Raw genomic sequence first — 22,963 nt, 5'->3', positions numbered from 1 at the left:
CCCCGGCATCCGCCGCCGCCAGCGCCGCGGCGGCCGCAGCGGCCAGCGCACCGCCCTTCGCCGACGGCAACCTCGGGCTGTCGCACGATCCGCTTCCGCGCCCGCCCGGCTTCGCTGCGCCCGGGGAGGTTTCTCTGTCTCTGGGCATGGTCGGCAACTGCTCGGTCAGCGCGCTGGTGGACGCCAACGCCCACATCGTGTGGTGCTGCCTGCCGCGCTTCGACGGCGATCCGGTGTTCAACGCCCTCATCCAGCCTGGCGAGCAGGGCAGCCGCTTCGCGATCGAACTGGAGGACCAGGTCGAGAGCCGCCAGTGGTACGAGCCCAATACCGCGGTGCTGCGCACGCGCCTCACGGACCGCTCGGGCAACAGCATCGAGGTGACCGATTTCGCGCCGCGCTTCCATGCGCGCTCGCGCTTCTTCCGCCCGATGCTGCTGGTGCGCCGCGTGCGCCCGGTGCAGGGCTCGCCGCGCATCCGCGTGACGGCGAACGTGCGCTTCGGCTGGGGCAGCGAGAAGCCCGGCATCACGCGCGGCAGCAACCACGTGCGCTTCGTGGGCGCGGACCAGACGCTGCGGCTGAACACCGATGCCCCGCTCTCGCACGTGCTCTCGGGCCAGCCGTTCGTCCTATCGCGCGAATACAACTTCCTGCTGGGAGCGGACGAATCGCTGCCCTTCGGCATCGCGGACACCGCCCGCTCCTACGAGCAGGAGACGGTGGCTTACTGGCGCCAGTGGACGCAGCGCCTGGCGGTGCCGCTGGAATGGCAGGACGCCGTGATCCGCGCGGCCATCACGCTCAAGCTCTCGCTCTACGAAGACACGGGCGCGATCGTCGCGGCCATGACCACGAGCATTCCCGAGTCCGCCCACAGCGGCCGCAACTGGGATTACCGCTACTGCTGGCTGCGCGACGCATTCTTCGTGGTGCGCGCGCTCAACAGCCTGTCCGAGACGGCCACGATGGAGGATTACCTGCGCTGGCTGAGCAACGTGGTGGTGGAGACCAGCAGCGGCCACATCCAGCCGCTCTACGGCATCGGGCTGGAGCGCGACCTGCCCGAGTATTTCGTGCCGCAGCTGGCCGGCTACCGCGGCATGGGCCCCGTGCGCGTCGGCAACCAGGCGGCGGAGCATTTCCAGCACGACGTGTACGGCAACATCGTGCTCGGCGCGGCCCAGGCCTTCCACGACCGGCGCCTGCTGCATCCCGCCGGCCCGGCCGAGTTCGCGCGCATGGAGCACATCGGCGAGCTGGCGGTGAAGGTGTACGGCACGCCGGACGCGGGCATGTGGGAGCTGCGCACGCGCGCGCGGGTGCACACCTCTTCCGCGCTCATGAGCTGGGCCGCATGCGACCGCCTGGCCAAGATCGCCGACTCGCTGCAGCTGTCCGACCGCGCCGGCTACTGGCACGGCCATGCGCGGCGCATGCGGGACGAGATCCTGGAGAAATCCTGGAGCGACAAGCGCCAGGCCTTCGCGGAAAGCTTCGGCGGCAATGAACTCGATGCCAGCGTGCTGCTCATGGCGGAGGTAGGCCTGATCGACCCGCGCGACCCGCGCTTCGTGAGCACGGTGGACGCCATGGAGCATACGCTCTGCGACGGCCCCTACATGCGCCGCTACGAGGCGGCGGACGACTTCGGCAAGCCCGACACGGCCTTCAACATCTGCACGTTCTGGCGCATCGACGCCCTGGCGCGCATCGGCCGCCGCAGCCAGGCCCGCGAAATCTTCGAGGCCATGCTCGCCGCCCGCAACCCGCTGGGCCTGCTGTCGGAAGACACGCACGCGCAGACGGGCGAGATGTGGGGCAACTTCCCGCAGACCTATTCCATGGTGGGCATCATCAATGCCGCGATGCGCCTGTCGGCGCCGTGGGACAGCGTGATCTGACGGACGGCCCCTGGATTGAATAACAAGGAATTCCCATGAGCCGACTCGTCGTCATTTCCAACCGCATCGCCGATCCCCGCAAACCCGCCGCGGGGGGGCTGGCCGTGGCCCTGGGCGAGACACTGAGCCGCACGGGTGGCATGTGGTTCGGCTGGAGCGGCACCATCACCGAGGACGGATTGCCCGGCGAGGGCAAGCTGCAGACGCGGCAGGCGGGCAGCGTGACGCTGGCCACGGTGGACCTGTGCCAGGAAGACCACGACAGCTACTACGCGGGCTACAGCAACAGCGTGCTGTGGCCGGTGTTCCACTATCGGCTGGATCTGGCCGATTTCAATGCGGGATACATCGCGGGCTACCGGCGCGTGAACCAGATGTTCGCGCGCAAGCTGCTGCCGCTGCTGAAGGAGGACGACATCCTCTGGGTGCACGACTACCACCTGATCCCGCTGGCGGCCGAGCTGCGCGCACTCGGATGCAAGCAGCGCATAGGCTTCTTCCTGCACATCCCCGTGCCGCCGCCGCTCATCATGGCCGCCATCCCGCAGCACGAGTGGCTGATGCGCTCGCTGTTCGCCTACGACCTCGTGGGCCTGCAGAGCGAGGCGGACGTGTCCCACTTCACGCAGTACCTGAGGACCGAAGGCGGCGCCGAAAGCGTGGGCCCGCAGCGGCTGCGCGCCTTCGGCGGCACGGTGCAGGTAGGGGCCTTCCCGATCGGCATCGACGTGGACGAGTTCTCGCACCTCACCGCCGCACCGGACGCCGTGCAGACCTACGAGGCGATGAAGAACGAGTATTCGCGCCGCCGCCTGCTGATGGGCATCGACCGGCTGGATTACTCCAAGGGCATTCCGCAGCGGGTGCGGGCCTTCCGCGAACTGCTGGCGCGCTATCCCGAGAACCAGCACAGTGCCACGCTCATCATGATCGCTTCCCCGACGCGCGACAGCGTGAACGCCTATGCCGACCTGCGGCACGAGCTCGAAGGCCTGTGCGGGGCCATCAATGGCGACCACGGCGACCTGGACTGGATGCCCGTGCGCTACATCCACCGCACCGTGGCCCGCAAGCGCGTGCCCGGGCTGTGCCGGGCTGCCGCCGTGGGACTGGTCACGCCGTTGCGCGACGGCATGAACCTCGTGGCCAAGGAATACGTGGCGGCGCAGGATCCGGAAGACCCGGGCGTTCTCGTGCTCTCGCGCTTCGCGGGGGCGGCGGAGCAGATGAAGGAAGCGCTGCTGGTGAATCCGTACGACACCCAGGGCATGGCCGACTGCATCCAGACCGCGCTGCGCATGCCGCTCGCGGAGCGCCAGCAGCGCCACCAGGCCCTGATGGACCGCATCCGCCGGCACGACATCCACTGGTGGCGGCGCACCTTCCTGGAGGCGCTGGAGAAGGCATAGGACTGAGCCGACACGCGGCACAATGCGCGCATGGCCCAAGGCAAACGCATCTCCGTGGACATCGCCGAGGACGCCCTCCAGGCGATCCGCGCCCTGGGCGCGGCGGCAAAACGGGCGCGCCTGGCGGCAGGCGACGGCCAGGCTGCGGCCGCAGCGCGGCTCGGGGTGCACGTGCAGACCATCGGCCGGATCGAATCCGGCGAGCCCGGTGTCGCCATCGGGCACGTGGTGGGGCTGCTGGCGCTCTACGGGGTCACTGCCACCGCCATTTCCCCGGCCACCGGGCCCTGAGCCTGCGAGGCCAGGCAGCCCCTTGCGCTCAGCCGGCCATGGCGAGCGCCGCGTAGTCCCCGATCTGATGCCCCAGGCCGGCCGGCACCACGAGCACCCCACCGGTGAGCGCGGGCAGGTGGCCCGACACTTCGGCCTGCAGCCGGGGCAGCAGGAAATCCTGGTGGTGCAGGAACACGCTGCCGCCGACGCTGATGCGCTGCAGGTCCAGGATGGCGACGAGGTTGTAGAGCATGCGGCCGAGCACGCGGCACATCTGCGCCACGGCCTCGGCGGCAGCGGCGTCGCCCTCGCGCGCGGCGCCGATCAGGCCGCCAGCATCGCGGCCCCAGCGGCGCGGAATGGCGTTGCCCGCCACCAATGATTCCACGTCGCCCACGTTGCCGCATCCGCAGGCGGCATCGGGCGGGCCGTCGCTGGAGAAGCTGTGGCCCGCGTGCCCCGCATTGCCGTTCTTGCCCCCCAGCACGCTGCCGTCCACGCACAGGCCCACGCCGACGCCGGTGCTCCAGGTGACGTAGGCGCAGTGGTCCTGCCCCTGCAGCGCACCCCAGCGGCGTTCGGCCACCAGGGCCGCCACGGCATCGTTCTGCACGTTCACGCGGCCCAGGGCCTTGGCCAGCGGGGCCTGCAGCGGAATGCGCGTCCAGTCGTTGGGCAGCAGGCTGCGGTCGGCGCCAGGCAGGCCGCCGCAGATATTGGGGGTGGATACCTCGACCATGCCGTCCTGCAGGGCGAAGGGCCCGCAGCTCGCCACGCCGGTGGACTGCAGCTGTGCGCGCGATATGCCGGCCTCGGCACAGGCCTCGTCCACCATGCGCAGGCACTGGCGCGCGAGCGCGTCGGGCGGCCCTTCCTTCAAGGTCGGCTCGCTGCGCCGCGCCACGAGCGCGGCCCGGTCCGTTCCCGCGGGCGCCAGCGCCACCGCGACCTTCGTTCCCCCTATGTCGATACAAGCTCTCATCGCCACCTCGGTCGATCGGAAAAGGCGGCGCGCCATGCCGGCGCCCGCCGCGAAACATCGAGCCGGCAGTATGGAGGCAACCGGCGTGCTTGCAGTGTAGGCCGGGGGCGCCGGAGGCCCGGAATGGGGCCGCCATCGCAGCGTAAGGCCTGCCCGGAGATTACGCGGACTGCCAGCCACAGGCTGAGCTGATCCTGTCCCAGTTTCCTGCGAGTCCCCTGCGCAGTCAGGCAGTGCTTGCTTCATGACTCCTGGACTGCTTGTATGCAGCACCAAATATTCTTTCCAAATTATTTTTATATCAAATCAATACTATTATTATTGTCGCCAAGGTGACAAACCCATATTTCCGTTGTATTCTCAGGCTGCAAAAAACGACAGGGAATCCACGATGCATTCCCAGGACAATCCACAAAACACCAATGGGCATTGACTGGAAATCCACACCTCCGAACCCGATGCATGTGCTTGCTATTGGTCCATGAGGTGTTTTTCTTGTGAACTGCATCTACCGGCCACTCGGATTTTTTCGTCTCGCCGTGATACGCACCATGTGTCGTCAAAAACCAATTCTGCCTCCTGATTCGACGGACGCTCCAGCAGGGATACTGCAGTTTCCCGTCCTGCATTCGCAGTTCACTGAACCACGCCGACGCTATCTGACGGGGAAGCCTCCATTCACTCCGATACCCCGACATCAAAAGCTTTGGCAGTTATTGTTCGGATTTCCCCCATTGCCTGGCGATTTCGAAAATCCTGTGCACCCATTGATGCCATATCTTACGAAATCCGGAAATCCCCCCAAACCTTCCGCACATGTATTTGATCCAATCCCGCCTTGGCAAGGTGACGTACCTGTTTTTTGTTTGCGCATCCCTGGCGGGATCGCACGCGGCCATGGCCGCGAATTCCGGGATACCGGTCCGCTTGGCCATAGCAACCAAGGCAGCGCCCGCGTCCTCCCCGGCAGCGGCACCGGATTTACGCCCGGTTGTACTGGTTCCGAAGTCCGTACCCGCCACGGCTCGTACCGTCAAGGCTTCGGACAGGGACCCGCACTACATCACCCGAAACGGCATGCATTTCACATACAGGTGCCACGTTCCCTGCACCCTTCCCGGCCAGGTGGCGGCCATCGAGGTCTGCGAAATCGAGCCAGTGGGTCTGGAAATCCTGCCGTGGCCGGAAACAGAGGTGATCCACATCATGCAGGGCATGGTGACCGTCACCGGAACAGATGGCTTGGGCAAGACCTATTCGGCAGGAGACATCTTCGTGCTGCCTCAAGGACTCAAGGGGTACGTGGAGCCAGACCCGGAAGCTCCTCAAGGTCGCTGCACGGCAGCCGCTGTATTGGAAGGAATGAAGGTGCCCTGCCAGGAAGCAGCAACATGACGGCGGCTCGTTCACACAACGCTGTGCCACGCAGGCCCGTCCATATCGGAGCGGCCTGCTACGCGGCGGGGCCGCTGGTGCCCCTCGAAGAAGCGATCAGCGACAAGGCCATGCGGACCAGGCTGCGCAATCCGAACCACGGTTCAGATACGTTCCCCGAATGGGACCACGACATCGCCGATCTGGTGGAATCTGCCATCACTCAGTGCATGGCATCGGCCGGCCGGCAGGCATCGCAAATCGACGCCGTCTTCCTCACATCCAACGGGCTGGACGCCCGGGACAACCTGGATGGAAGCTGGCTGGGCGTCCTGGATGCCCGCCTGGGCCTTTGCCATGCTCCGCACTACCAGTTGGGCATGGCTGGATGCGCAGGCTTTCACTGGGCCGCGAAGCTCGCAACGGGCCTGATCGAATCGGGACAGTGCGATCACATCCTTGTCGCCAGTTTCGACAAGGCACAGGACGGATTGCAACGCCTGTATGCGGAGAACCCGGACTTCCCCTACCTCACCGGCGATGCGGCCGCAGCATGCATCTTCAGCAGTTTTCCGGCATCACTGGATTACCGGCTGGTCGGGCGCATCATCAACAAGTGGGATGGACGACAAGCCATCCGGACATCCTTCAAAGAAGAAATCCGCTGCATTGCCCGCCTTATGGAAGAGACCCTCGAAAGCGCGACGATGCGCGCCGACGAGATAGACCTGCTCATCTCCAACAACTATTCGCTCGACATCAGCCGTCTCTACTGCCAGATCGCCGGGCTGGACTATGCGAAGGCATTCACGCACACCATCGCCAGCCACGCGCATTGTTTCGGCTCGGACAACCTCATCAACCTCCACCACGCCGGTCGCCTGACAAGGGTCGGCACAGGCCAGAAGACCATGCTTTTCAGTGCCGGACCGTTCCAGTGGGGTGCCTGCATCCTCGAAAGAACCGACGTTTTCGGGGAGGGGGCATGACCAGTGTGATGCACCGGCTCTCGGAAATCGTGCGTCGGCAGCCTCAAGCTGCGGCGCTCATCTCCGATGCACAAACGGTCAGCTACCAGGACCTGGGCCTGCGCATTGCAGAAATCGCCCGATCGATCGACATCTGGTTCCAGACGCACCTCGGCCGCGAAGCGGGCAGCGGCGACGCCATCGGCATCTGCATGGGAAAGAGCACCGATCTCTATGCGTCGATCCTGGCCATTCTCGCCACAGGCGCGAGCTATGTTCCTGTCGATCCCTCGCTCCCTGCGCAATGGCAGGCGCACATCCTGGAGACCTGCAAATGCAGGCTGGTTCTGGCGGCGGCCGGCACCCGGCTCCCGGTCTCCGGGGTATGCGTTGCCCCGCCCGGAGAAGCCGCCGACAGCCGTCCATCGCAGTCCGCAGCGTGGGCATTCCCATGTCGTGCAACGGGGCAGGACCGCTGCTACACCATCTTTACGTCCGGATCCACCGGGCGCCCGAAAGGCGTGCAAATCCGGCATCACGGCGTACTGCACCTCGTCGACTGGATGCTCCGCGAGATGGCGCTGAAGGCATCCCACCGGGTACTGCAGTACTCCACGATCAACTTCGACGCCTCGGTACTGGACATCTTCCCTGCGCTCCTGGCAGGTGCCACCCTCTGCATTCCCCACGATGACCAGCGGCTGTCCGCCACCGGGCTCGCGGAGTTCTGCGCGCGCCACGGGATCCATCAGGCGTTCCTGCCGCCAGCCATGCTCTCCGTGCTCGACCCGCAGCAGTTCCCGTCCCTGGAGACCCTGCTCACGGGCGGAGAAGCCTGCAGTCCTGCGGCCATCCAGGCGTGGGCGGCGGAGCGGCGGTTCTACAACCTCTACGGCCCCACGGAGTGCACTGTCCTCGTGGCGTTCAAGCGCATGGAGGCATATCAGGCGCGGACCAACATCGGGCAGCCTATCGACGGCGCACGGTTGCATGTCCTGGATGAACAGATGCAGCCGACAGTTCGGGGAGAACTGCACGTCGCCGGCTTGATGGTGTCACCGGGGTACATGGGCGACTCTCTGGCGACCGCGCGGAAGTTCGTCCTTTGCCCCGAAGTGGATGAAGGCCGCCTCTACAAGACTGGAGACATCGTCGAACGGGATGTCCACGGTGATCTTCATTTCCTGGGGCGCCTGGACCGGCAGGTGAAGGTCCGCGGATTTCGCGTGGAACTCGAGGAAATCGAAGGCGCCCTGGTGCAGTCGGGGTGTCTGCAGGCGGCGGTCAGGCTGTCACCGGAGGGACAGTTGGTCGCCTATGTCGCACTGCCCCCGCAGATAGGGCTGGACGCACTGCGCCAGCAGCTTGCTCAGCACTTGAGCGACTACAAGGTACCGCAGTGCTTCATCCCGATACAGCAGCTTCCCCTCAAGGCCAGCGGCAAAGTGGATTTCGATGCCCTGCCAGCCACTGCGCCACGGCATGTGGCGGGTGCTTCCAGCCGGCCCTGCGAGCCCATCCTGTCCCTGTGGGAGGAAATCCTGGATCTCCCGCAGGGCTCGCTGGATGCCCATTCCGACTTCCAGGAGGTCGGCGGGAACTCCATCAAGGCGATCCGCCTGCTGAGCGCCATGGAGGAACGCTTCGGAACGCGCATCCGGTTCTCGGAGTTTCTCGATAACCCCACGCCCCACTTTCTGTACAACGCGATACCTCATCCATGACAACGCCCCTGCTCCCCCAGCTGAACCACATTGGCCTGACAGTCCACAGCATCGCGGACACGATCGCCTTCTATCGACAGATCACCACGGTCGAAATCTACGAGGAGCCGGTCCACATTAGCGGCGACGGAGTGGGGCAGATCATTCGGGTCGAGAAGCCGGATTACCACTCGTGCATGGCCCGCATCGGCCAGCGCAATTTCGAACTCATCGAACACCACACCTCCAAGGGCCGGCATCTCCTGGCAGCCCACAGCGACGTCTGCGGCATCCATCTCGCTTTCATGGTCGAGGACATCGAAGGCGTTTTCCAACGGGTGAAAGCGCTGGGCATCGATCCCACCACGCCGGAGCCCTACACGGCCCACGAACTGGGAGGCTACAAGGCATTTTTCTTCCGGGATCTCAATGGTGTGCAGGTCGAAATCGGGCAAGTCCACTAACCCCCCACGGAATCAACATGCAAGTCATCCAATGCACCCTGGAACAACTCGACGTTCTGGCAGGCCTGTTCAACGACTACCGGATCTTCTACGAACAGGAAGACGACCTTGCGGCCTCTCGCGCCTTCATCCAGTCCAACCTCGAGAAAGAACGCTCGAAGATCTTTCTGCTGCTCGACGGGGACCGCAAGCCCGTCGGCTTCTCGCAGCTCTATCCGGCCACATGCTCTCTGGCCATGCGGCCCTATTACTACCTCTCGGATCTCTACGTCGCCAAGGCCGCGCGTCAGCATGGGTACGCGCGATACCTGATGAACTACATCACCGACCAATTCGCGCGCGAAGGCGCCCAGCGGTTGACGCTGGACACCGCCACGACCAACCAGATCGCCCAGCGCCTTTACGAATCCTTGGGATACGAGCGGGAGCAGGTCTACATCACCTATCACCAGATGCTCGAATGCCCGGCCGCGTAAGCATCCCGCACCTGCAAGGGGTGCTGGTCGACTCCCGTGCTCCAGCAGGTAAAGCCAGGTGAGAAGGCGGCGAGGATTCGCCGGCCTTCAGCCAGTGGCCAGTGCAGGTTACTGCGCGGGCTGGCGGCAAACAAACACGCATTGCAGATGCGCAGGAAGTGCCATGAATATGAGCGATGGGCAAGAAGCCGAAGACATACTCGACCTCATTGGGATCGGCATAGGTCCGTTCAATCTGGGGCTGGCAGCGCTGCTGCACCCCATCGATGCCGTGAAGGCGATATTTTTTGACACCAGGGGCACATTCGTCTGGCACGAAGGACTGCTGCTGGATAACTGCTATCTCCAGGTTCCCTTCATGGCAGACCTGGTCACCATGGTCGATCCCACCAGCCCCTTCAGCTTTCTCAACTACCTGAAAGAGCACGGGCGCCTCTACCAGTTCTACTTCTACGAGAGGTTCCACATCGCCCGCACGGAGTACAGCAGGTACTGCCGCTGGGTTGCCGAACAGCTCCGCAGCCTGCGGTTCTCGATGGAAGTCGTGGACATCGAGGCGCAGGATTCGATATTTTGCGTGACGGTAAGGAACACGGCGACCCGGGCACTCTCGAGGCATCTCGCGAAGAACATCGTCCTGGGCATAGGCACGGTCCCTTCGACGCCGGATGCACTGTCGGCCCTGCTGAACGGTACGGATTTCATCCACTCGTCGCAGTATGCATTCGCCAGGCCCCATCTGCATGCGAAGCGGAGCATCACGGTCATAGGGGGCGGGCAAAGCGCCGCGGAATGTTTCCTGGACCTGCTGGAAGGCCGGAAGCAGTTCGGATACGAACTGAACTGGCTCACCCGTGGCAGCGGCTTTCTCCCCATGGAGTACTCGAAGCTGGGATTGGAGCATTTCTCGCCGGACTACATAGAGCATTTCTTCGGACTACAGGAAGCGAAGCGCAAGGAAATACTCTCGAAGCAGGGCCATTGGTACAAGGGCATCTCGTTCAGCACCATCGCGGCCATCTACGACCGCATGTATGAGCAATCGGCGGACGGCGCGGAAACACACACCGTCCTGCAGGCCCGAAGCGAGCTTCTCACAGCATCCGGCACCCGCAACGGCTGGAAGCTTTCGTTCCGGCACCTCGATCTCCAGGAAAATTTCGACCTCCACACCGAGGCCGTGGTGCTGGGATCGGGCTATCGGTATGTGTTCCCTCCCTGCGTGGACAGACTCAGGCCGTTGCTCGCCTTCGACGGGCAAGGCCGCCCGGCCGTGCGGCGCGACTACACGCTGAAGGCCCGATGGAACGGTTCAGGCCGGATCTTCGTTCAGAACGCTGAAATGCACACCCACGGCATCGCTGCTCCGGATCTCGGACTCGGCGCCCATCGCAACGCCGCCATCGTCAACGGCTTGCTGGGGTTCCCGCGCTACCCCACTTCCCACAAGACCGCCTTCCAAACCTTTGGCATCGAAGATCGCTGGAAGGAAGAAGCCTCCAGCCGGCGGCCCACCATGGCAGGCACAGCATCATGAACAACCCTCTGGATTTCACCTTCCCGGCACCGCAGGACATCGGCGGCCCCATTGAACCCACTCCCCAGCGCCGGTTCCAGCAGGGAGTGGAACTGAGGAACCAGGAGCGTCTGGAATCGGAGGTGCGGTCCTACCCCCGGCGCTTTCCCATGGCAATCCGCAGGGCCCAGGGAGCCATCGTTGAAGACACGCTGGGCCAGCGCTATCTGGATTGCCTGGCCGGAGCCGGAGCACTGGCACTCGGTCACAACCACCCCGAAGTGACAGGAGCGGTGGTGGCCGCGATCCAATCAGGCATTCCCCAGCAGGCACTTGACGTGGCGACACCTTCCAAGGACGCGCTCATACAGGAAGTCATGGGATTTCTTCCTGCCAGCTTCACCCAGGACTCCTGCATTCAGTTCTGCGGTCCGTCGGGATCGGACGCCGTGGAGGCTGCCATCAAACTGGCGAAGCAATGCACGGGACGCCACAACATCGCCGCGTTCCATGGCGCCTACCATGGCATGACGAACGGTGCGCAGGCCCTGATGGGAAACCTGGGCGCGAAGCAGCGGCGCACCGGGCTGATGCCCGATGTGCATTTCTTCCCATTTCCCTACGGCCTGCGCTGCAAGTTCGGCCTCGGCGGAGAGGCCGGTGAACGGGCATCGATCAGGTACATCGAATCCGTGCTGCATGACCAGGAAAGCGGTATGGTCAAGCCCGCCGCCATGATTCTGGAACCCATTCAGGGCGAAGGAGGGGTTCTACCGGCCTCGGACTATTGGTTGCGGGAAATCCGGCGCATCACATCCGAACTGGGTATCGTTCTCATTTTCGACGAAATCCAGTGCGGAGTTGCTCGCTCCGGACGCCACTTCGCTTTCGAACACGCGGGTGTGGAACCGGACATCCTCGTACTGTCGAAGGCTATCGGTGGCGGGCTCCCTCTTTCGTGCCTGGTGTTCAAGAAGCGGTTCGACAACTGGACCCCGGGGGAGCACGCGGGCACCTTCCGGGGCACCCAGTGGGCCATGGTTGCCGGCACCAGAACATTGCAGATCATCCAGCGCGATGGCTTGGCCCTGAATGCGGACCGCATGGGAGCCAGCCTGAGCAGCAGGCTGGCAGCGCTACGGCAGGACCATCCGTGTATTGCGGAAGTCCGCGGCAAGGGTTTGATGCTGGGCCTTGAAATCGTTGACCCGAAACGCGTGGATGCGCTGGGTCAACCGCTTGCCGACGGGCAGCGCGCGGCCCGGATTCAGGCCGCGGCCTTGCGGCATGGCCTGATGATAGAAAAGGGTGGACGGCATGGCGCGGTCTTGCGCTTCCTCCCCCCATTGAACATCACGGATGATCAGATCGATTTTGCGGCCCGGGCCTTCACACACGCCATGCAGGCCACGGAGCAGGCACGGTGACGGAATCGTGGAAAGAGCATTTCATCCGGACGGGCAGCGGAGGTGCTGATCGTTATCGTGCCGTGATGGCGTCCTGCGTGGAGGAACTGTCGAGTCTTTTCGAGACTGCGGCGCGCCCCTATTCGGGCAGGGAGCCGTCCGATCTGCGCGAGCAGGTCTTCCGGCGTGACCTCGGAGTGCAAGCGGTGGCACCGCTGCAGCGGGTGATCCGGGAAGTACGCCAGGACATCGCTGCGCATGCCATCATCGTCCAGCATCCGCATTGCATCGCCCACCTGCACACGCCACCACTCCTGAGCGGCATCGCTGCGGAAAGCTTCATCGCGGCACAGAATCTTTCGATGGATTCGTGGGACCAGTCGGGCTCCGCCACTTTTGTCGAGCAACGGGTCGTGGACCACCTCTGCGCATTGTTCGGATACCCCCCCGGGGCGGACGGTGTGTTTACCAGCGGAGGTACCCAGGGCAACATCATGGCCCTGCTCACGGCGCGGGACTGGTTCCTGTGGACGTACCACGGGCACCAGGCCAGGCGTGACGGCATGCCCGATTTTTTCCCCAGGCTGAGGATCATCGCCTCGGCCAAGAGCCACTTCACGGTGGACAAGGCAGCCTTCATCATGGGGCTGGGGCAGCGCGGCGTGGTGAAGGTGCGGACCGGAAACGACGGCACCATCGACGTGGACGAGTTGACATCAACGGTCGAGTCGCTGCGGCAGGAGGGCCTGATCCCCTTTGCCGTGGTGGGAACGGCGGGCACCACGGACCATGGCGCCATCGACGATTTGCAGCGCATGGGCGAAATCGCCCGGGCGCACGGCTTATGGTTCCATGTGGATGGCGCCTACGGCTCTGCCCTGGTGCTGGGCCGCCACAGGCACCGGCTCGCCGGTATCGAGCAGGCCGATTCGATGGTGGCCGATTTCCACAAGCTGTGGTTCCAGCCCGTGAGTTGCGGGACCCTGCTGTTCCGCGAAGGGGAACGCTTCAGGCACCTGCTCTACCAGGCCGAATACCTGAACCGCGAAACCGATGATCTTCCCAACCTCGTGGACAAGACGATCTCCACGACGAGACGCTTCGACGCCTTGAAGGTCTACATGATGCTCCGGGCGGTCGGCACCGAAGTGCTGGGAGAGATGATCGACCACCTGCTTGGACAGGCGCGCGAGGTTGCCGAGGCCATACGATGCCGCAGCATGTTCGAGCTCCTGGCCGAGCCGAGCCTGACAACGATTCTTTTCAGGTACACCGGCCCCATGCCCGGTACTGATATCGACGATTTCAACCGCAGGCTTCGTGCCGAACTTCTCAAACACGGCATAGCCGTACTGGGGGAGACGACTGTCCAGCAACACGCGGCGCTGAAGCTGACCCTGTTGAACCCTTGCCTTGCCGCGGAGGATTTCGACAGCCTCCTGGACAACATTGCCGCCTTCGCAACCCGCGCGTCTACAGCGAGTAGCCGAGCATCATCGCCACACCCGCTTCCTTGTTGGGACGGCTGAAGCCCTCGCGCGTCAGGCGGCCCACCGGGATGGATATCTGGTCGTTCAGGAACCACTTCTTGTAGATGGGATCGATCTCGCGGCTGGTGTAGAGCCTGCCGAGCGTGCGGTCCACCACAGCCATGAGCGCGGTGTCGCTCTTGCGCGCCATGATGGCGTAGGGCTCCACGGACAGGACGAAGTTGCTGAGCGCCAGGGCATCCTGCGCCTTGTTGCGGGCCACCAGGCCGAGCAGCAGCGAGTCATCCTGGGCGAAGGCCGTCACCGTGCCGGCGCGCAGGGCTTTGAACGCGTCGTCGTTGTTGTCGAAGACCTTGACCGTGGCCTTCACCTCGTTCACGGTGAGCTGGGTGAGCAGCTTCTCGGAGGTGGAGCCCTTGCTCACGGCCACCGTCATGCCGGCAAGGTCCTGCACCGTGTCGGCCTTGGTGCCCTTGGGCACGAGCACGCGGATGCCCGCCACGAACATGGTGGGGCCGAAGGCCACCCGCTCCTGCCGCGCCTTGGTGTTGGTGGTGGAGCCGCACTCCAGGTCGATCTCCCCCGCTTCCAGCTTCGGGATGCGCTCGGCGGCGCTCACCGTGCGGTACTTGACCTCCAGGTCCTTGAGCTTGAGCGTGTTCTTGATGTCCTCGACGACCGCATGGCACAGGTCCACCGAATAGCCGGCCGCCTTGCCCCCGTTCTGTGCGTCCACGAACGCGAACGGCCAGGCCGACTCGCGCACCCCCAGGGTGATGGTGCGGGTCTGCTGGATGCGGGCCATCGTGTCGGCGGGCGCCTGGGCCAGCACGGGAGCGGAAAGGGCGGAAAAGGCCGCGGCGAGCGCCAGCAGCCGGAAAGAGCGGCGGATCATGGGAGAGGACCGGATCGAGGAGGAAAAGGAAGAAGGGACGGTGGAGCAGAAAGCGAGGCAATCACTGTGCCAGGAGAAAACGCCGTGCATGTGACGCCCCTCCCCGTGCTCAGATCCACCGGGCGATCAGGCTGGCCACGGCGCTGAGCAGCAGGGTGCTGACCAGGGGCAGCTGCCACTCCCGCCCGAACAGGCGGAAGTGGAAATCCCCCGGCAGGCGGCCCACGCCCAGCCGCCGCAGGAACGGCGCCAGCCCCTGGATCAGCACCAGGGCGAGGAAGACGACGATCAACCAGCGCAACATGCCGCGAGTGTAGGTGCAGAGCCGGTTCGCCGCATCCCCCGGTGCGCCGGGCGCGCGGGCCGACAGGCCGGGTTTTCCGCGTGCGGGAATACGTGTCGCACCTCAGAGGGACGGCAGCACGCCGCGCACGTGGTCGGCAAAAGCCTGCGCCAGCGGCGTCGCCCGCTCCTGGGCGAAAGCCAGGCTGATGCCCAGCCAGGGCAACTCGGGCAAGCCGGCATCGGCGGTCAGCACCTGCAGATCGGGCGGCACGGCGCAGCGGGTGAGCACGGCCACGGCCGAGCCCGCGCGCACCACGGCGGTCAGCCCGGTAAGGCTGCCGCTGGCATAGGCCACGCGGTACGCACGGCCCTGGGCCTGCAGGCCTTCGCAGGCGGCGCGGTGGTCCAGCACGTCGGGGTCGGAGAGGGCCAGCGGCAGCGGGTTCCAGCCCGCCACCGCCGTGCCCGGGCTGGCCACCCAGACCAGGGGCTCGCGCCGCAGCGGCGCCAGCGTACCGGACGGCGGTGCGTCGCCCCAGGGTAGCGAGACCAGGGCCACGTCCAGCGCGCGCGTGGCCAGGCGTTCGCGCAGGCGGGGGGTGGGTGCGCACACCACGTCCACCCGTGCCAAGGGATGCTGCTGCGAGAAGCCCCGCAGCAGGTGGGGCAGGAAGGCGGCGGCGTAATCATCCGGGCAGCCGACCGCCAGGGAGCCGGCCAGGCCCGTCCCCGCCAGGTCCGCCAGGGCTTCGTCATGGTGGTGCAGGATGCGCCGCGCATGCACCAGCAGGCGCTCGCCGTGGCTCGTCAGCCGCACGCCGCGCCCCGTGCGGTGCAGCAGCGGCTGGCCGCAGGCCTCCTCCAGGCGCTGCATCTGCATGCTCAAGGCGGACTGGGTGCGGCCCACGCGCGCGGCGGCGGCGCCCAGCGTGCCAGTCCGGGCCACGGCGGCAAAGCTGCGCAGCAGGTCGATGTCGAGGAGGGACGCCAAGATATCAATCAGTCTGATGTCAGGCTTTAAAATTATTCGTTTTACTGGAATCCGGCAAGTCCCTAGAGTCCCCTCAGCCTTCTTCCTTTCCTTTTCCCTGCCCAGGAGCCTGCATGTCCCGCAACGACGATCCCGATTTCTGGAACCGCGCCCGCCGGCACCTGGTGCGCTATGGCGGCAGCTTCGCACCCATGGTGATCGAGCGCGCGGCCGGCAGCTTCGTTTATGACGCGGACGACCGGCCCATCCTCGATTTCACGTCGGGCCAGATGAGCGCCGTGCTCGGCCACTGCCATCCGGAGATCAGCGCCGTGATCGCCGATTCCGCCCATCGGCTGGAGCACCTGTTCAGCGGCATGCTGTCGCGCCCCGTGGTCGATCTGGCCGCCGCACTGGCCGCCGTGGCGCCCGGCGCGCTGGAGCGCAGCCTGCTGCTGACCACGGGCGCCGAATCGAACGAGGCCGCGATCCGCATGGCCAAGCTGGTCACGGGCCGGTTCGAGATCGTGGGCTTCGCCCAGTCATGGCACGGCATGACGGGCGGCGCGGCCTCGGCCACCTACAGCGCCGGGCGGCGCGGTGTGGGCCCGGCGGCGGCCGGCTCGCTGGCCATCAATGCGCCCTTCGGCTTCCGGCCGCGCTTCTTCGATGCGAGCGGCGCCTACGACTGGCGGGCCGAACTGGACTACGGGTTCGATCTGGTGGACCGCCAGTCCTGCGGCAGCCTGGCCGCCTTCATCGCCGAACCCATCCTCAGCTCGGGCGGCATCATCGACCTGCCGCCAGGCTACATGGCGGCGCTCAAGAAAAAGTGCGAAGAGCGCGGCATGCTGCTGATCCTGGACGAGGCGCAGACCGGCGTGGGACGCACGGGCACGATGTTCGCGTGCGAACGCGACGGCGTGGTGCCGGACATCCTGACGCTGTCCAAGACCCTGGGCGCCGGCCTGCCGCTGGCGGCCATCGTCACCACGGCAGAGATCGAGGAGCGCGCCCACGAGCGCGGCTACCTTTTCTACACCACCCACGTGAGCGATCCGCTGCCCGCCGCCATCGGCCTGAAGGTGCTGGAGATCGTGCAGCGCGACCGCCTGGCCGACCGTGCCCGGGTGGCGGGCGCACGGCTCGAGGCCGGCCTGCGCGCGCTGCAGGAGCGCCACGAATGCATCGGCGACGTGCGCGGTCGCGGCCTGCTGCTGGGCCTGGAGATCGTCCGGGACCGCGCCACCAGGGAGCCCGCCGACGGACTGGGCGCCGCGATCACGCGCGAGTGCATGCAGCTCGGCCTGTCGATGAACGTGGTGCAGCTGCCCGGCATGGGCGGCGTGTTCCGCATCGCTCCGCCGCTGACGGTGAGCGACGCGGAGATCGACCTGGGCCTGGACCTGCTGGGGCAGGCGATCGCGCGCTGCGCGTGAGGCGCTGCAGCCCCTGCTACCGCTGCACGCCCCAGCGCCGCACCGTGAGCCGCTCCAGCGTGTGGAAGCCCAGGCTTTCCACCAGCAGGCCGATGAGGATGACGAGCACCAGCCCCGCGAAGACCTTGTCGGTGTAGAGCTCGTTGCGGTTCTGGAAGATGTACCAGCCCAGTCCACCCTGGCCGGAGGAGGCGCCGAAGACCAGTTCGGCAGCGATCAGCGTGCGCCAGGCGAAGGCCCAGCCGATCTTCAGGCCCGAGAGGATGGCCGGCAGCGCGGCGGGCACGAGGATCTGCAGCACGTAGCGGATGCCGGTGAGGCCGTAGTTGCGGCCGGCCATGCGCAGCGTCTCCGGTACGGCCTGGAATCCCGCATAGGTGTTGAGGGCCAGCGGCCACAGCACCGAGTGCACCAGCACGAAGACCAGGCTGCCCTGCCCCAGGCCGAACCACAGCAGCGCCAGCGGCAGCAGGGCGATGGCCGGCAGCGGGTTGAACATGGAGGTGAGCGTGGACAGCAGGTCGCGCCCGAACTGCGTCGAGACGGCCAGCGTGGTCAGCACGAAGGCACCTGCGATCCCGGCCAGGTAGCCCTTGAGCAGCACCGACAGCGAGATGGCCGTCTTGCCCACCAGTTCGCCGCTGGCCAGCCCGTCCCACAGCGCGCGGGCCGTCTGCAGGAAGGTGGGAAGCAGCAGGTCGTTGTTCTGCCAGCGCGCCGCGGCCTCCCACAGCACGGCCAGCACTGCCAGGATGACCAGGCGCCGCACGCTGCCCAGCTGCCAGATGCGCGCGGCCAGCGGCAGTGGCTGCACGGGGGCGATGCCCTGCAGCGGCGGCAGGACGTGTTCGGCTTCGGGGCGCACGGGCGGCACGCGGGGAGCGTGAAGAATGGGGGCGGACGAAGGCAGGGCGTGGCTCATACGGCGATCCGGAAAGGCAGGTGGCCCGGCACGGGCGTGGACACGGGTGGCGGGCGTTGCGCCAGCTGCACGGCATCCGCCGCCACCGAGCCCGGCGCGGACGCCGGCTCGTCGAACAGCAGGCGGTGGATGCGCCGGGCCGTGGCCTGAAAGTCCTGGCCGCCCAGGCTGTGCAGGCCGAACTGGTGGCTGTTGATCTCGGCGCGCAGGCGGCCGGGGTGCGGCGACAGGATGGCGATGCGGTTGCCCACCACCAGCGCCTCCTCGATGGAGTGGGTGACGAAGATCAGCGTGAAGCGGAACTCCTCCCACAGCGCGAGCAGTTCCTCCTGCATGCGCCGGCGTGTGAGCGCGTCCAGCGCGGCAAAGGGTTCGTCCATCAGGAGCACGCGCGGCTGCGCGGCCAGCGCGCGGGCGATGGCCACGCGCTGCTTCATGCCACCCGAGAGCTGGTGCGGGTGCACGTCGGCGAATTTCGACAGCCCCACCTTGTCCAGGTAGAGCGAGGCGCGCTCCGCGGCCTCGGCCCGGCCCGCGCGGCGCGATGCCAGCAGCGGGAACATGACGTTCTCGCGCACGGTCTTCCAGGGCGGCAGCTGGTCGAACTCCTGGAAGACGACCACGCGGTCCGGCCCCGGCCGCGTGACCGCCTGGCCGTCGAGCAGGATGCGCCCTTCGCTCGGCGCGATGAAGCCGGCGATGGACTTCAGCAGCGTGGACTTGCCGCAGCCCGAGGCGCCGAGCAGCACGAAACGGTCGGCCGCGTGCACGTCGAACCCCACACGGTGCGTGGCGCGCACCACCCGCTCGTGCGTGCGGTAGTCGATGCTCACGCCCTCCACACGCAGCAGGGGCTGCGCGATCGCCGCATGGCCAGCTTCCGCCGCGCCCACACGGCGTTCCGCGGTGCCGACCGGGAGATCGGCGCCCGCATACGAGCCCACCTCTTCCTGCACGCGCTCCAGCAAGGCGGTGGACACCGCGCCCCATCGTTGCATGGCCACCATGGTCATCGCTCCCCGGGCTGCCCGCTCAGCTGCCGCGCGCCGTCAGCGCGTCGTCGAAGAAATAGTCCTGCAGCGACCCGGGCTGGTTCCTGATCGCGCCCACGCGGTGCATGAACTGGCCCAGGCCCAGCGTGTTCTCGGGCTGCACCTTGAACTGCACCTCGGGGTTCTTCAGGATCTTGAGCAGCAGTGCGCGGTCGGTCTTCGCGCCCGTCACCTTGAGGTAGATGTCTGCGGCTTTCTCGGGGTTTGCGGCGACGAACCGGGCCGCCTCGTCCAGGCCCTCGATGAACGCCTTGTAGGTCCTGGGGCTTTCCTTGCGGAACTTCTCGGTCGCGTAGAGCACCGTGGCGGATGCGGGCCCGCCGAGGACGTCGTAGGAGTTGAGCACGATGCGGGCGTTCGGGTTGCCGGCCAGTTCCTGCTCCTGGAACGGCGGGTTGCCGAAATGCCCGGTGATTTCGGTGCCGCCCTTGATGATGGCTGCGGCGGCATCGGGGTGCGGCACGGCCACCTGGATCCTGTCGAGGCGGTTGAACTCCTTGTCGCCCCAGAGCTTGGCGGAGGCGAACTGCAGCACGCGCGATTGCACCGACACCCCCACGGCCGGCAGTGCGATGCGGTCCTTGTCCGTGAAATCGGCGATGGTCTTCACGGCCGGGTTGTTGCTCACCAGGTAGTAGGGGAAGTTGCCGAGCGAGGCCACGCCCTTGACGTTCTGCCGTCCCCGCGTGCGGTCCCACAGCGTGAAGAGAGGCCCCACGCCCGCCCCGGCGATGTCGATGCTGCCCGAGAGCAGCGCGTCGTTCACCGCGGAGCCGCCCGAGAGCTGGAGGAATTCCACCTGGATATCCACCCCGGCCGCCTTGCCGTGCTTCTCGATCAGCTTCTGGTCCTGCGCCACGTTGAGCAGCAGGTACACGATGCCGAACTGCTGGGCGATGCGCAGCCTGCCCTCTTCGGCCTGGGCCATGCCGGGCGCCGCCAGGCCCGTGGCCAGCAGGCCGGCCGCCGTGGCGAGGGAGGCGGTTTTGCGCACGAAGGCGCGGCGCAGAAGAGAGACGGTGATGAAACGTGGCATGGATCAGGCTTCCCAATGGATATCAAAATGAATGCGCGCGTGCCCTTCGAGCACTCCACCGCCCTCGCCCGTCGAGAGGCCGCGGAGCAGGCCACGCCAGCAGACGCCGTGGAGCGGGCTTCGCCCGGCCACCGGCGGCGTCCCCCCCTCCCACGCGCAGCGTGAGAGACAGGGTGAAAGCGCGCAGCGCCTCAGGGGGGTGTTCCCTCTCTACAACGGAAGATCGCCCTCCACCGTGGTGCGGTAGAGCTTGCGGCGCTCGCTGTCGGGCGTGCCGGCGGCCAGGTGCTGCACGGACCGGTTGTCCCAGAACACGAGGTCGTGCGGCTGCCACACGTGGCGATAGACGAACTCCGGTTTCACGGCGGCGGCGAAGAGTTCGGCCAGCAGGCTGCGGCTCTCGTCCTCGGGCAGGCCGACGATGCGGGTGGTGAAGTGTTCGTTCACGAAGAGGGCGCGGCGCCCGGTCTCCGGGTGCGTGCGCACCACGGGGTGCACGGCGGGCGCCACCTCGGCGATCTGCGCGGGCGTGAGCGCGGGGCGCCAGGGGCTCCGGGCGCGCAGTTCCTCGTACCGGGCCAGGTAGCTGTGCTCGGCCCGCAGCGGGGCGATGGCACGCCGCAGCGCCTCGGGCAGGGCTTCGTAGGCGGCGTGCTGGTCGGCGAACAGCGTGTCGCCGCCCTCGCCGGGCAGCTCCTGCGCGTGCAGCAGCGAGCCCAGGCTCGGACGCTCCTTGTACGACAGGTCCGAATGCCAGAAATGGCCGGCATCGCCCAGGCCGAGGGGCTGGCCGGCCGCGTCCTTGATGTTGGAGACGATGAGGATTTCCGGATGGTCCGCCAGCTGGAAGTTCTTCAGCACGTGGATCTGCAGGGGACCGAAGCGCCGGCTGAAGTCGATGTGCTGGCGCGGCGTGATGCGCTGGTCGCGAAACACCACCACGTGGTGGTCGAGATGCGCCTGGTGCAGGCGCGCGAAATCCGCATCGCCGAGAGGGCGCGAGAGGTCGAACCCCACCACCTCGGCACCCAGGGGCGCGCCAGGCAGCGGACGGACTTCGAAGCCTTGCGGCGGCGCATCGCCCGGCGGGGGTACATCAACTTCGGCGGCACGGGACAGGACGGCGGACATGGCGTGGGATCTCCAGGTGGCACCGCGCCGGAAACACATCGGGGTGGGCCGGCAGCAGGTGGTTTATGCACACTCTATGCAAGAGTGTTCATACCTGGAACGAATGATTTTTCAGTTGTTTACTACCAAATCAGCTAAGCATCCCCCGATGCGGCCGCTTCAGACGATGGCCGCATGAGCTTGTGAGCCCAAGTTCCCCACGCAAACTTGCTCGGAAAACGCGCTTCGCGCCGCGCGCACCGGCTTCCAGAATCCGCCCACCCCCTTTTCCTGGAGCCATCCGTGAGCACTGCGAGCACTCCCGCGCACCCCGTTTCCGACGCATCGATCGACACCTCCTTCGGCGACCTGCGCATCCGCCGCGTGGCGGGGGCCCTGGGCGGCGAGGTGCTGGACCTGGAGCTGTCCGCCGGACTGGACGACACGACCATCGGCCACCTCACGGCCGCGCTCGTGCGCCACAAGGTGCTGTTCTTCCGCGGGCAGCACCACCTCGACGATGCCCGCCACCAGGCCTTCGGCGAGCGCCTGGGCCGGACGGTGGCGCATCCCACGGTGCCGGCGCGCGAGGGCACGCGCATCTTCGAGCTGGACGCCTCCAAGGGCGGCGGCCGTGCGGACTCCTGGCACACCGACGTGACCTTCCTGGACGCATTCCCCAAGTACGGCATCCTGCGCGCCGTCACCGTGCCGGCCTATGGCGGCGACACGGTCTGGGCCAACACCGCCGCGGCCTACGAACGCCTGCCGGAAGACCTCCAGCGCCTGGCCGACAGCCTCTGGGCCGTGCACAGCAACAACTACGACTACGGCGCCGACCGCGTGGTGGTGGACGAAACGCGCCTGCGCCACCACCGCGAGGTGTTCGCCTCGGAGGTCTATGAGGCCGAGCATCCGCTGGTGCATGTGCACCCGGTATCGGGCGAGCGGGCGCTGCTGCTGGGCCACTTCATCCAGCGCATCCAGGGTTTTTCCTCCACCGAATCGGCGCGGCTCTTCGAGCTGCTGCAGAACCGCGTGACGCGGCTGGAGAACACCGTGCGCTGGAGCTGGCGGCAGAACGACGTGGCCATCTGGGACAACCGCGCCACGCAGCACATCGCCGTCAACGACTATGGCCGGCAGCCGCGCGTGGTGCGCCGCGTGACCGTGCACGGCGACCCCGCCGTGGCGGTGGACGGCCGCCGCAGCCGCACGCGCCGCCGCCCCGAGGCGACGAACGACGCGCACATCGACACGCTGATCGCGACCACGGCCTGACCCGCTCC

The 22,963-nt window shown here is 66.5% G+C and carries 21 protein-coding genes; 13 read left to right on the top strand and 8 right to left on the bottom strand.

Going from position 1 to position 22,963, the window contains the following annotated elements:
• Positions 1–146 precede the first annotated feature (146 nt).
• Genes BLR05_RS04305 through BLR05_RS04295 form a run of 3 tightly spaced genes read left to right on the top strand, consistent with a single transcriptional unit; the run spans position 147 to position 3,604 of the window.
• Positions 147–1,904: a glycoside hydrolase family 15 protein gene (locus tag BLR05_RS04305; protein WP_092832746.1), complete on the top strand. Its 1,758-nt coding sequence runs from the start codon at positions 147–149 to the stop codon at positions 1,902–1,904.
• A 35-nt stretch (positions 1,905–1,939) separates the two neighbouring features.
• Positions 1,940–3,313 carry an alpha,alpha-trehalose-phosphate synthase (UDP-forming) gene (otsA, locus tag BLR05_RS04300; RefSeq protein ID WP_092832587.1) on the top strand — a complete coding sequence of 458 codons (1,374 nt, stop codon included), beginning with the start codon at positions 1,940–1,942 and terminating at the stop codon, positions 3,311–3,313.
• A 30-nt stretch (positions 3,314–3,343) separates the two neighbouring features.
• Positions 3,344–3,604: a helix-turn-helix domain-containing protein gene (locus tag BLR05_RS04295; protein WP_092832585.1), complete on the top strand. Its 261-nt coding sequence runs from the start codon at positions 3,344–3,346 to the stop codon at positions 3,602–3,604.
• Between the two features lie 28 nt (positions 3,605–3,632).
• On the opposite strand, the gene BLR05_RS04290 is transcribed toward BLR05_RS04295, so the two are convergent.
• Positions 3,633–4,568 (bottom strand): ROK family protein, encoded by a 936-nt coding sequence (locus tag BLR05_RS04290; RefSeq protein ID WP_092832745.1) that lies wholly within the window; start codon positions 4,566–4,568, stop codon positions 3,633–3,635.
• Positions 4,569–5,384: 816 nt separating this feature from the next.
• Between BLR05_RS04290 and BLR05_RS04285 the strand changes: the two genes are divergently transcribed.
• The 8 genes from BLR05_RS04285 to BLR05_RS04250 all read left to right on the top strand — a co-directional run bounded on the left by BLR05_RS04285 (position 5,385) and on the right by BLR05_RS04250 (position 14,004).
• Entirely contained in the window at positions 5,385–5,963 is a 579-nt protein-coding gene (locus BLR05_RS04285; protein WP_225978993.1) for a cupin domain-containing protein, read from the top strand.
• Positions 5,960–6,931 (top strand): 3-oxoacyl-[acyl-carrier-protein] synthase III C-terminal domain-containing protein, encoded by a 972-nt coding sequence (locus tag BLR05_RS04280; RefSeq protein WP_092832584.1) that lies wholly within the window; start codon positions 5,960–5,962, stop codon positions 6,929–6,931. The genes BLR05_RS04285 and BLR05_RS04280 overlap by 4 nt, the downstream gene beginning before the upstream one ends.
• Positions 6,928–8,634: a non-ribosomal peptide synthetase gene (locus tag BLR05_RS04275; RefSeq protein ID WP_092832582.1), complete on the top strand. Its 1,707-nt coding sequence runs from the start codon at positions 6,928–6,930 to the stop codon at positions 8,632–8,634. Before BLR05_RS04280 ends, BLR05_RS04275 begins: the two co-directional genes overlap by 4 nt.
• A complete protein-coding gene (locus BLR05_RS04270; protein ID WP_092832580.1) occupies positions 8,631–9,077 on the top strand; it encodes a VOC family protein in 447 nt (148 codons plus the stop codon). The genes BLR05_RS04275 and BLR05_RS04270 overlap by 4 nt, the downstream gene beginning before the upstream one ends.
• 17 nt (positions 9,078–9,094) lie before the next feature.
• Positions 9,095–9,553 carry a GNAT family N-acetyltransferase gene (locus tag BLR05_RS04265; protein ID WP_092832579.1) on the top strand — a complete coding sequence of 153 codons (459 nt, stop codon included), beginning with the start codon at positions 9,095–9,097 and terminating at the stop codon, positions 9,551–9,553.
• 163 nt (positions 9,554–9,716) lie between these two features.
• On the top strand, positions 9,717–11,090 hold the full coding sequence (locus tag BLR05_RS04260) for a lysine N(6)-hydroxylase/L-ornithine N(5)-oxygenase family protein (protein ID WP_092832578.1): 1,374 nt from the start codon (positions 9,717–9,719) through the stop codon (positions 11,088–11,090).
• Positions 11,087–12,496, top strand: coding sequence for a diaminobutyrate--2-oxoglutarate transaminase family protein (locus BLR05_RS04255; protein WP_092832576.1), 1,410 nt, complete (start codon positions 11,087–11,089; stop codon positions 12,494–12,496). The genes BLR05_RS04260 and BLR05_RS04255 overlap by 4 nt, the downstream gene beginning before the upstream one ends.
• Positions 12,493–14,004, top strand: coding sequence for a pyridoxal phosphate-dependent decarboxylase family protein (locus BLR05_RS04250; protein WP_225978994.1), 1,512 nt, complete (start codon positions 12,493–12,495; stop codon positions 14,002–14,004). The genes BLR05_RS04255 and BLR05_RS04250 overlap by 4 nt, the downstream gene beginning before the upstream one ends.
• On the opposite strand, the gene BLR05_RS04245 is transcribed toward BLR05_RS04250, so the two are convergent.
• From BLR05_RS04245 to BLR05_RS04235, 3 genes are all read right to left on the bottom strand, one after another.
• Complete coding sequence (locus BLR05_RS04245; protein WP_092832575.1) at positions 13,949–14,860, bottom strand: amino acid ABC transporter substrate-binding protein; 912 nt, start codon at positions 14,858–14,860, stop codon at positions 13,949–13,951. The genes BLR05_RS04250 and BLR05_RS04245 overlap by 56 nt on opposite strands.
• A 109-nt stretch (positions 14,861–14,969) precedes the next feature.
• On the bottom strand, positions 14,970–15,164 hold the full coding sequence (locus BLR05_RS04240) for a DUF2905 domain-containing protein (RefSeq protein ID WP_092832573.1): 195 nt from the start codon (positions 15,162–15,164) through the stop codon (positions 14,970–14,972).
• A 102-nt stretch (positions 15,165–15,266) separates the two neighbouring features.
• Positions 15,267–16,136, bottom strand: a complete 870-nt coding sequence (locus BLR05_RS04235; RefSeq protein ID WP_092832571.1) for a LysR family transcriptional regulator — start codon at positions 16,134–16,136, stop codon at positions 15,267–15,269.
• A 113-nt stretch (positions 16,137–16,249) separates the two neighbouring features.
• On the opposite strand from BLR05_RS04235, the gene BLR05_RS04230 reads away from it, so the two are divergent.
• Positions 16,250–17,554 carry an aspartate aminotransferase family protein gene (locus BLR05_RS04230; protein ID WP_019701621.1) on the top strand — a complete coding sequence of 435 codons (1,305 nt, stop codon included), beginning with the start codon at positions 16,250–16,252 and terminating at the stop codon, positions 17,552–17,554.
• Between the two features lie 16 nt (positions 17,555–17,570).
• Here the strand turns inward: BLR05_RS04230 and BLR05_RS04225 are convergent, their stop codons facing one another.
• The 4 genes from BLR05_RS04225 to BLR05_RS04210 form a co-directional block, all read right to left on the bottom strand.
• Positions 17,571–18,476: an ABC transporter permease gene (locus BLR05_RS04225; RefSeq protein ID WP_092832570.1), complete on the bottom strand. Its 906-nt coding sequence runs from the start codon at positions 18,474–18,476 to the stop codon at positions 17,571–17,573.
• Positions 18,473–19,474 carry an ABC transporter ATP-binding protein gene (locus BLR05_RS04220; RefSeq protein ID WP_092832744.1) on the bottom strand — a complete coding sequence of 334 codons (1,002 nt, stop codon included), beginning with the start codon at positions 19,472–19,474 and terminating at the stop codon, positions 18,473–18,475. Before BLR05_RS04220 ends, BLR05_RS04225 begins: the two co-directional genes overlap by 4 nt.
• Positions 19,475–19,508: 34 nt before the next feature.
• On the bottom strand, positions 19,509–20,564 hold the full coding sequence (locus BLR05_RS04215) for an ABC transporter substrate-binding protein (protein ID WP_092832569.1): 1,056 nt from the start codon (positions 20,562–20,564) through the stop codon (positions 19,509–19,511).
• Between the two features lie 210 nt (positions 20,565–20,774).
• Entirely contained in the window at positions 20,775–21,695 is a 921-nt protein-coding gene (locus BLR05_RS04210; RefSeq protein WP_092832567.1) for a TauD/TfdA dioxygenase family protein, read from the bottom strand.
• 282 nt (positions 21,696–21,977) lie between these two features.
• Between BLR05_RS04210 and BLR05_RS04205 the strand changes: the two genes are divergently transcribed.
• Positions 21,978–22,955: a TauD/TfdA dioxygenase family protein gene (locus tag BLR05_RS04205; RefSeq protein WP_092832565.1), complete on the top strand. Its 978-nt coding sequence runs from the start codon at positions 21,978–21,980 to the stop codon at positions 22,953–22,955.
• Positions 22,956–22,963: the final 8 nt, after the last annotated feature.

The organism is Paracidovorax cattleyae (genome assembly GCF_900104515.1).
In the GTDB taxonomy this organism is placed as follows: Bacteria; Pseudomonadota; Gammaproteobacteria; order Burkholderiales; family Burkholderiaceae_C; genus Paracidovorax; species Paracidovorax cattleyae.
Note: the sequence above shows the minus strand (reverse complement) of the source record. Positions and strands in the feature narration are given on the sequence as shown.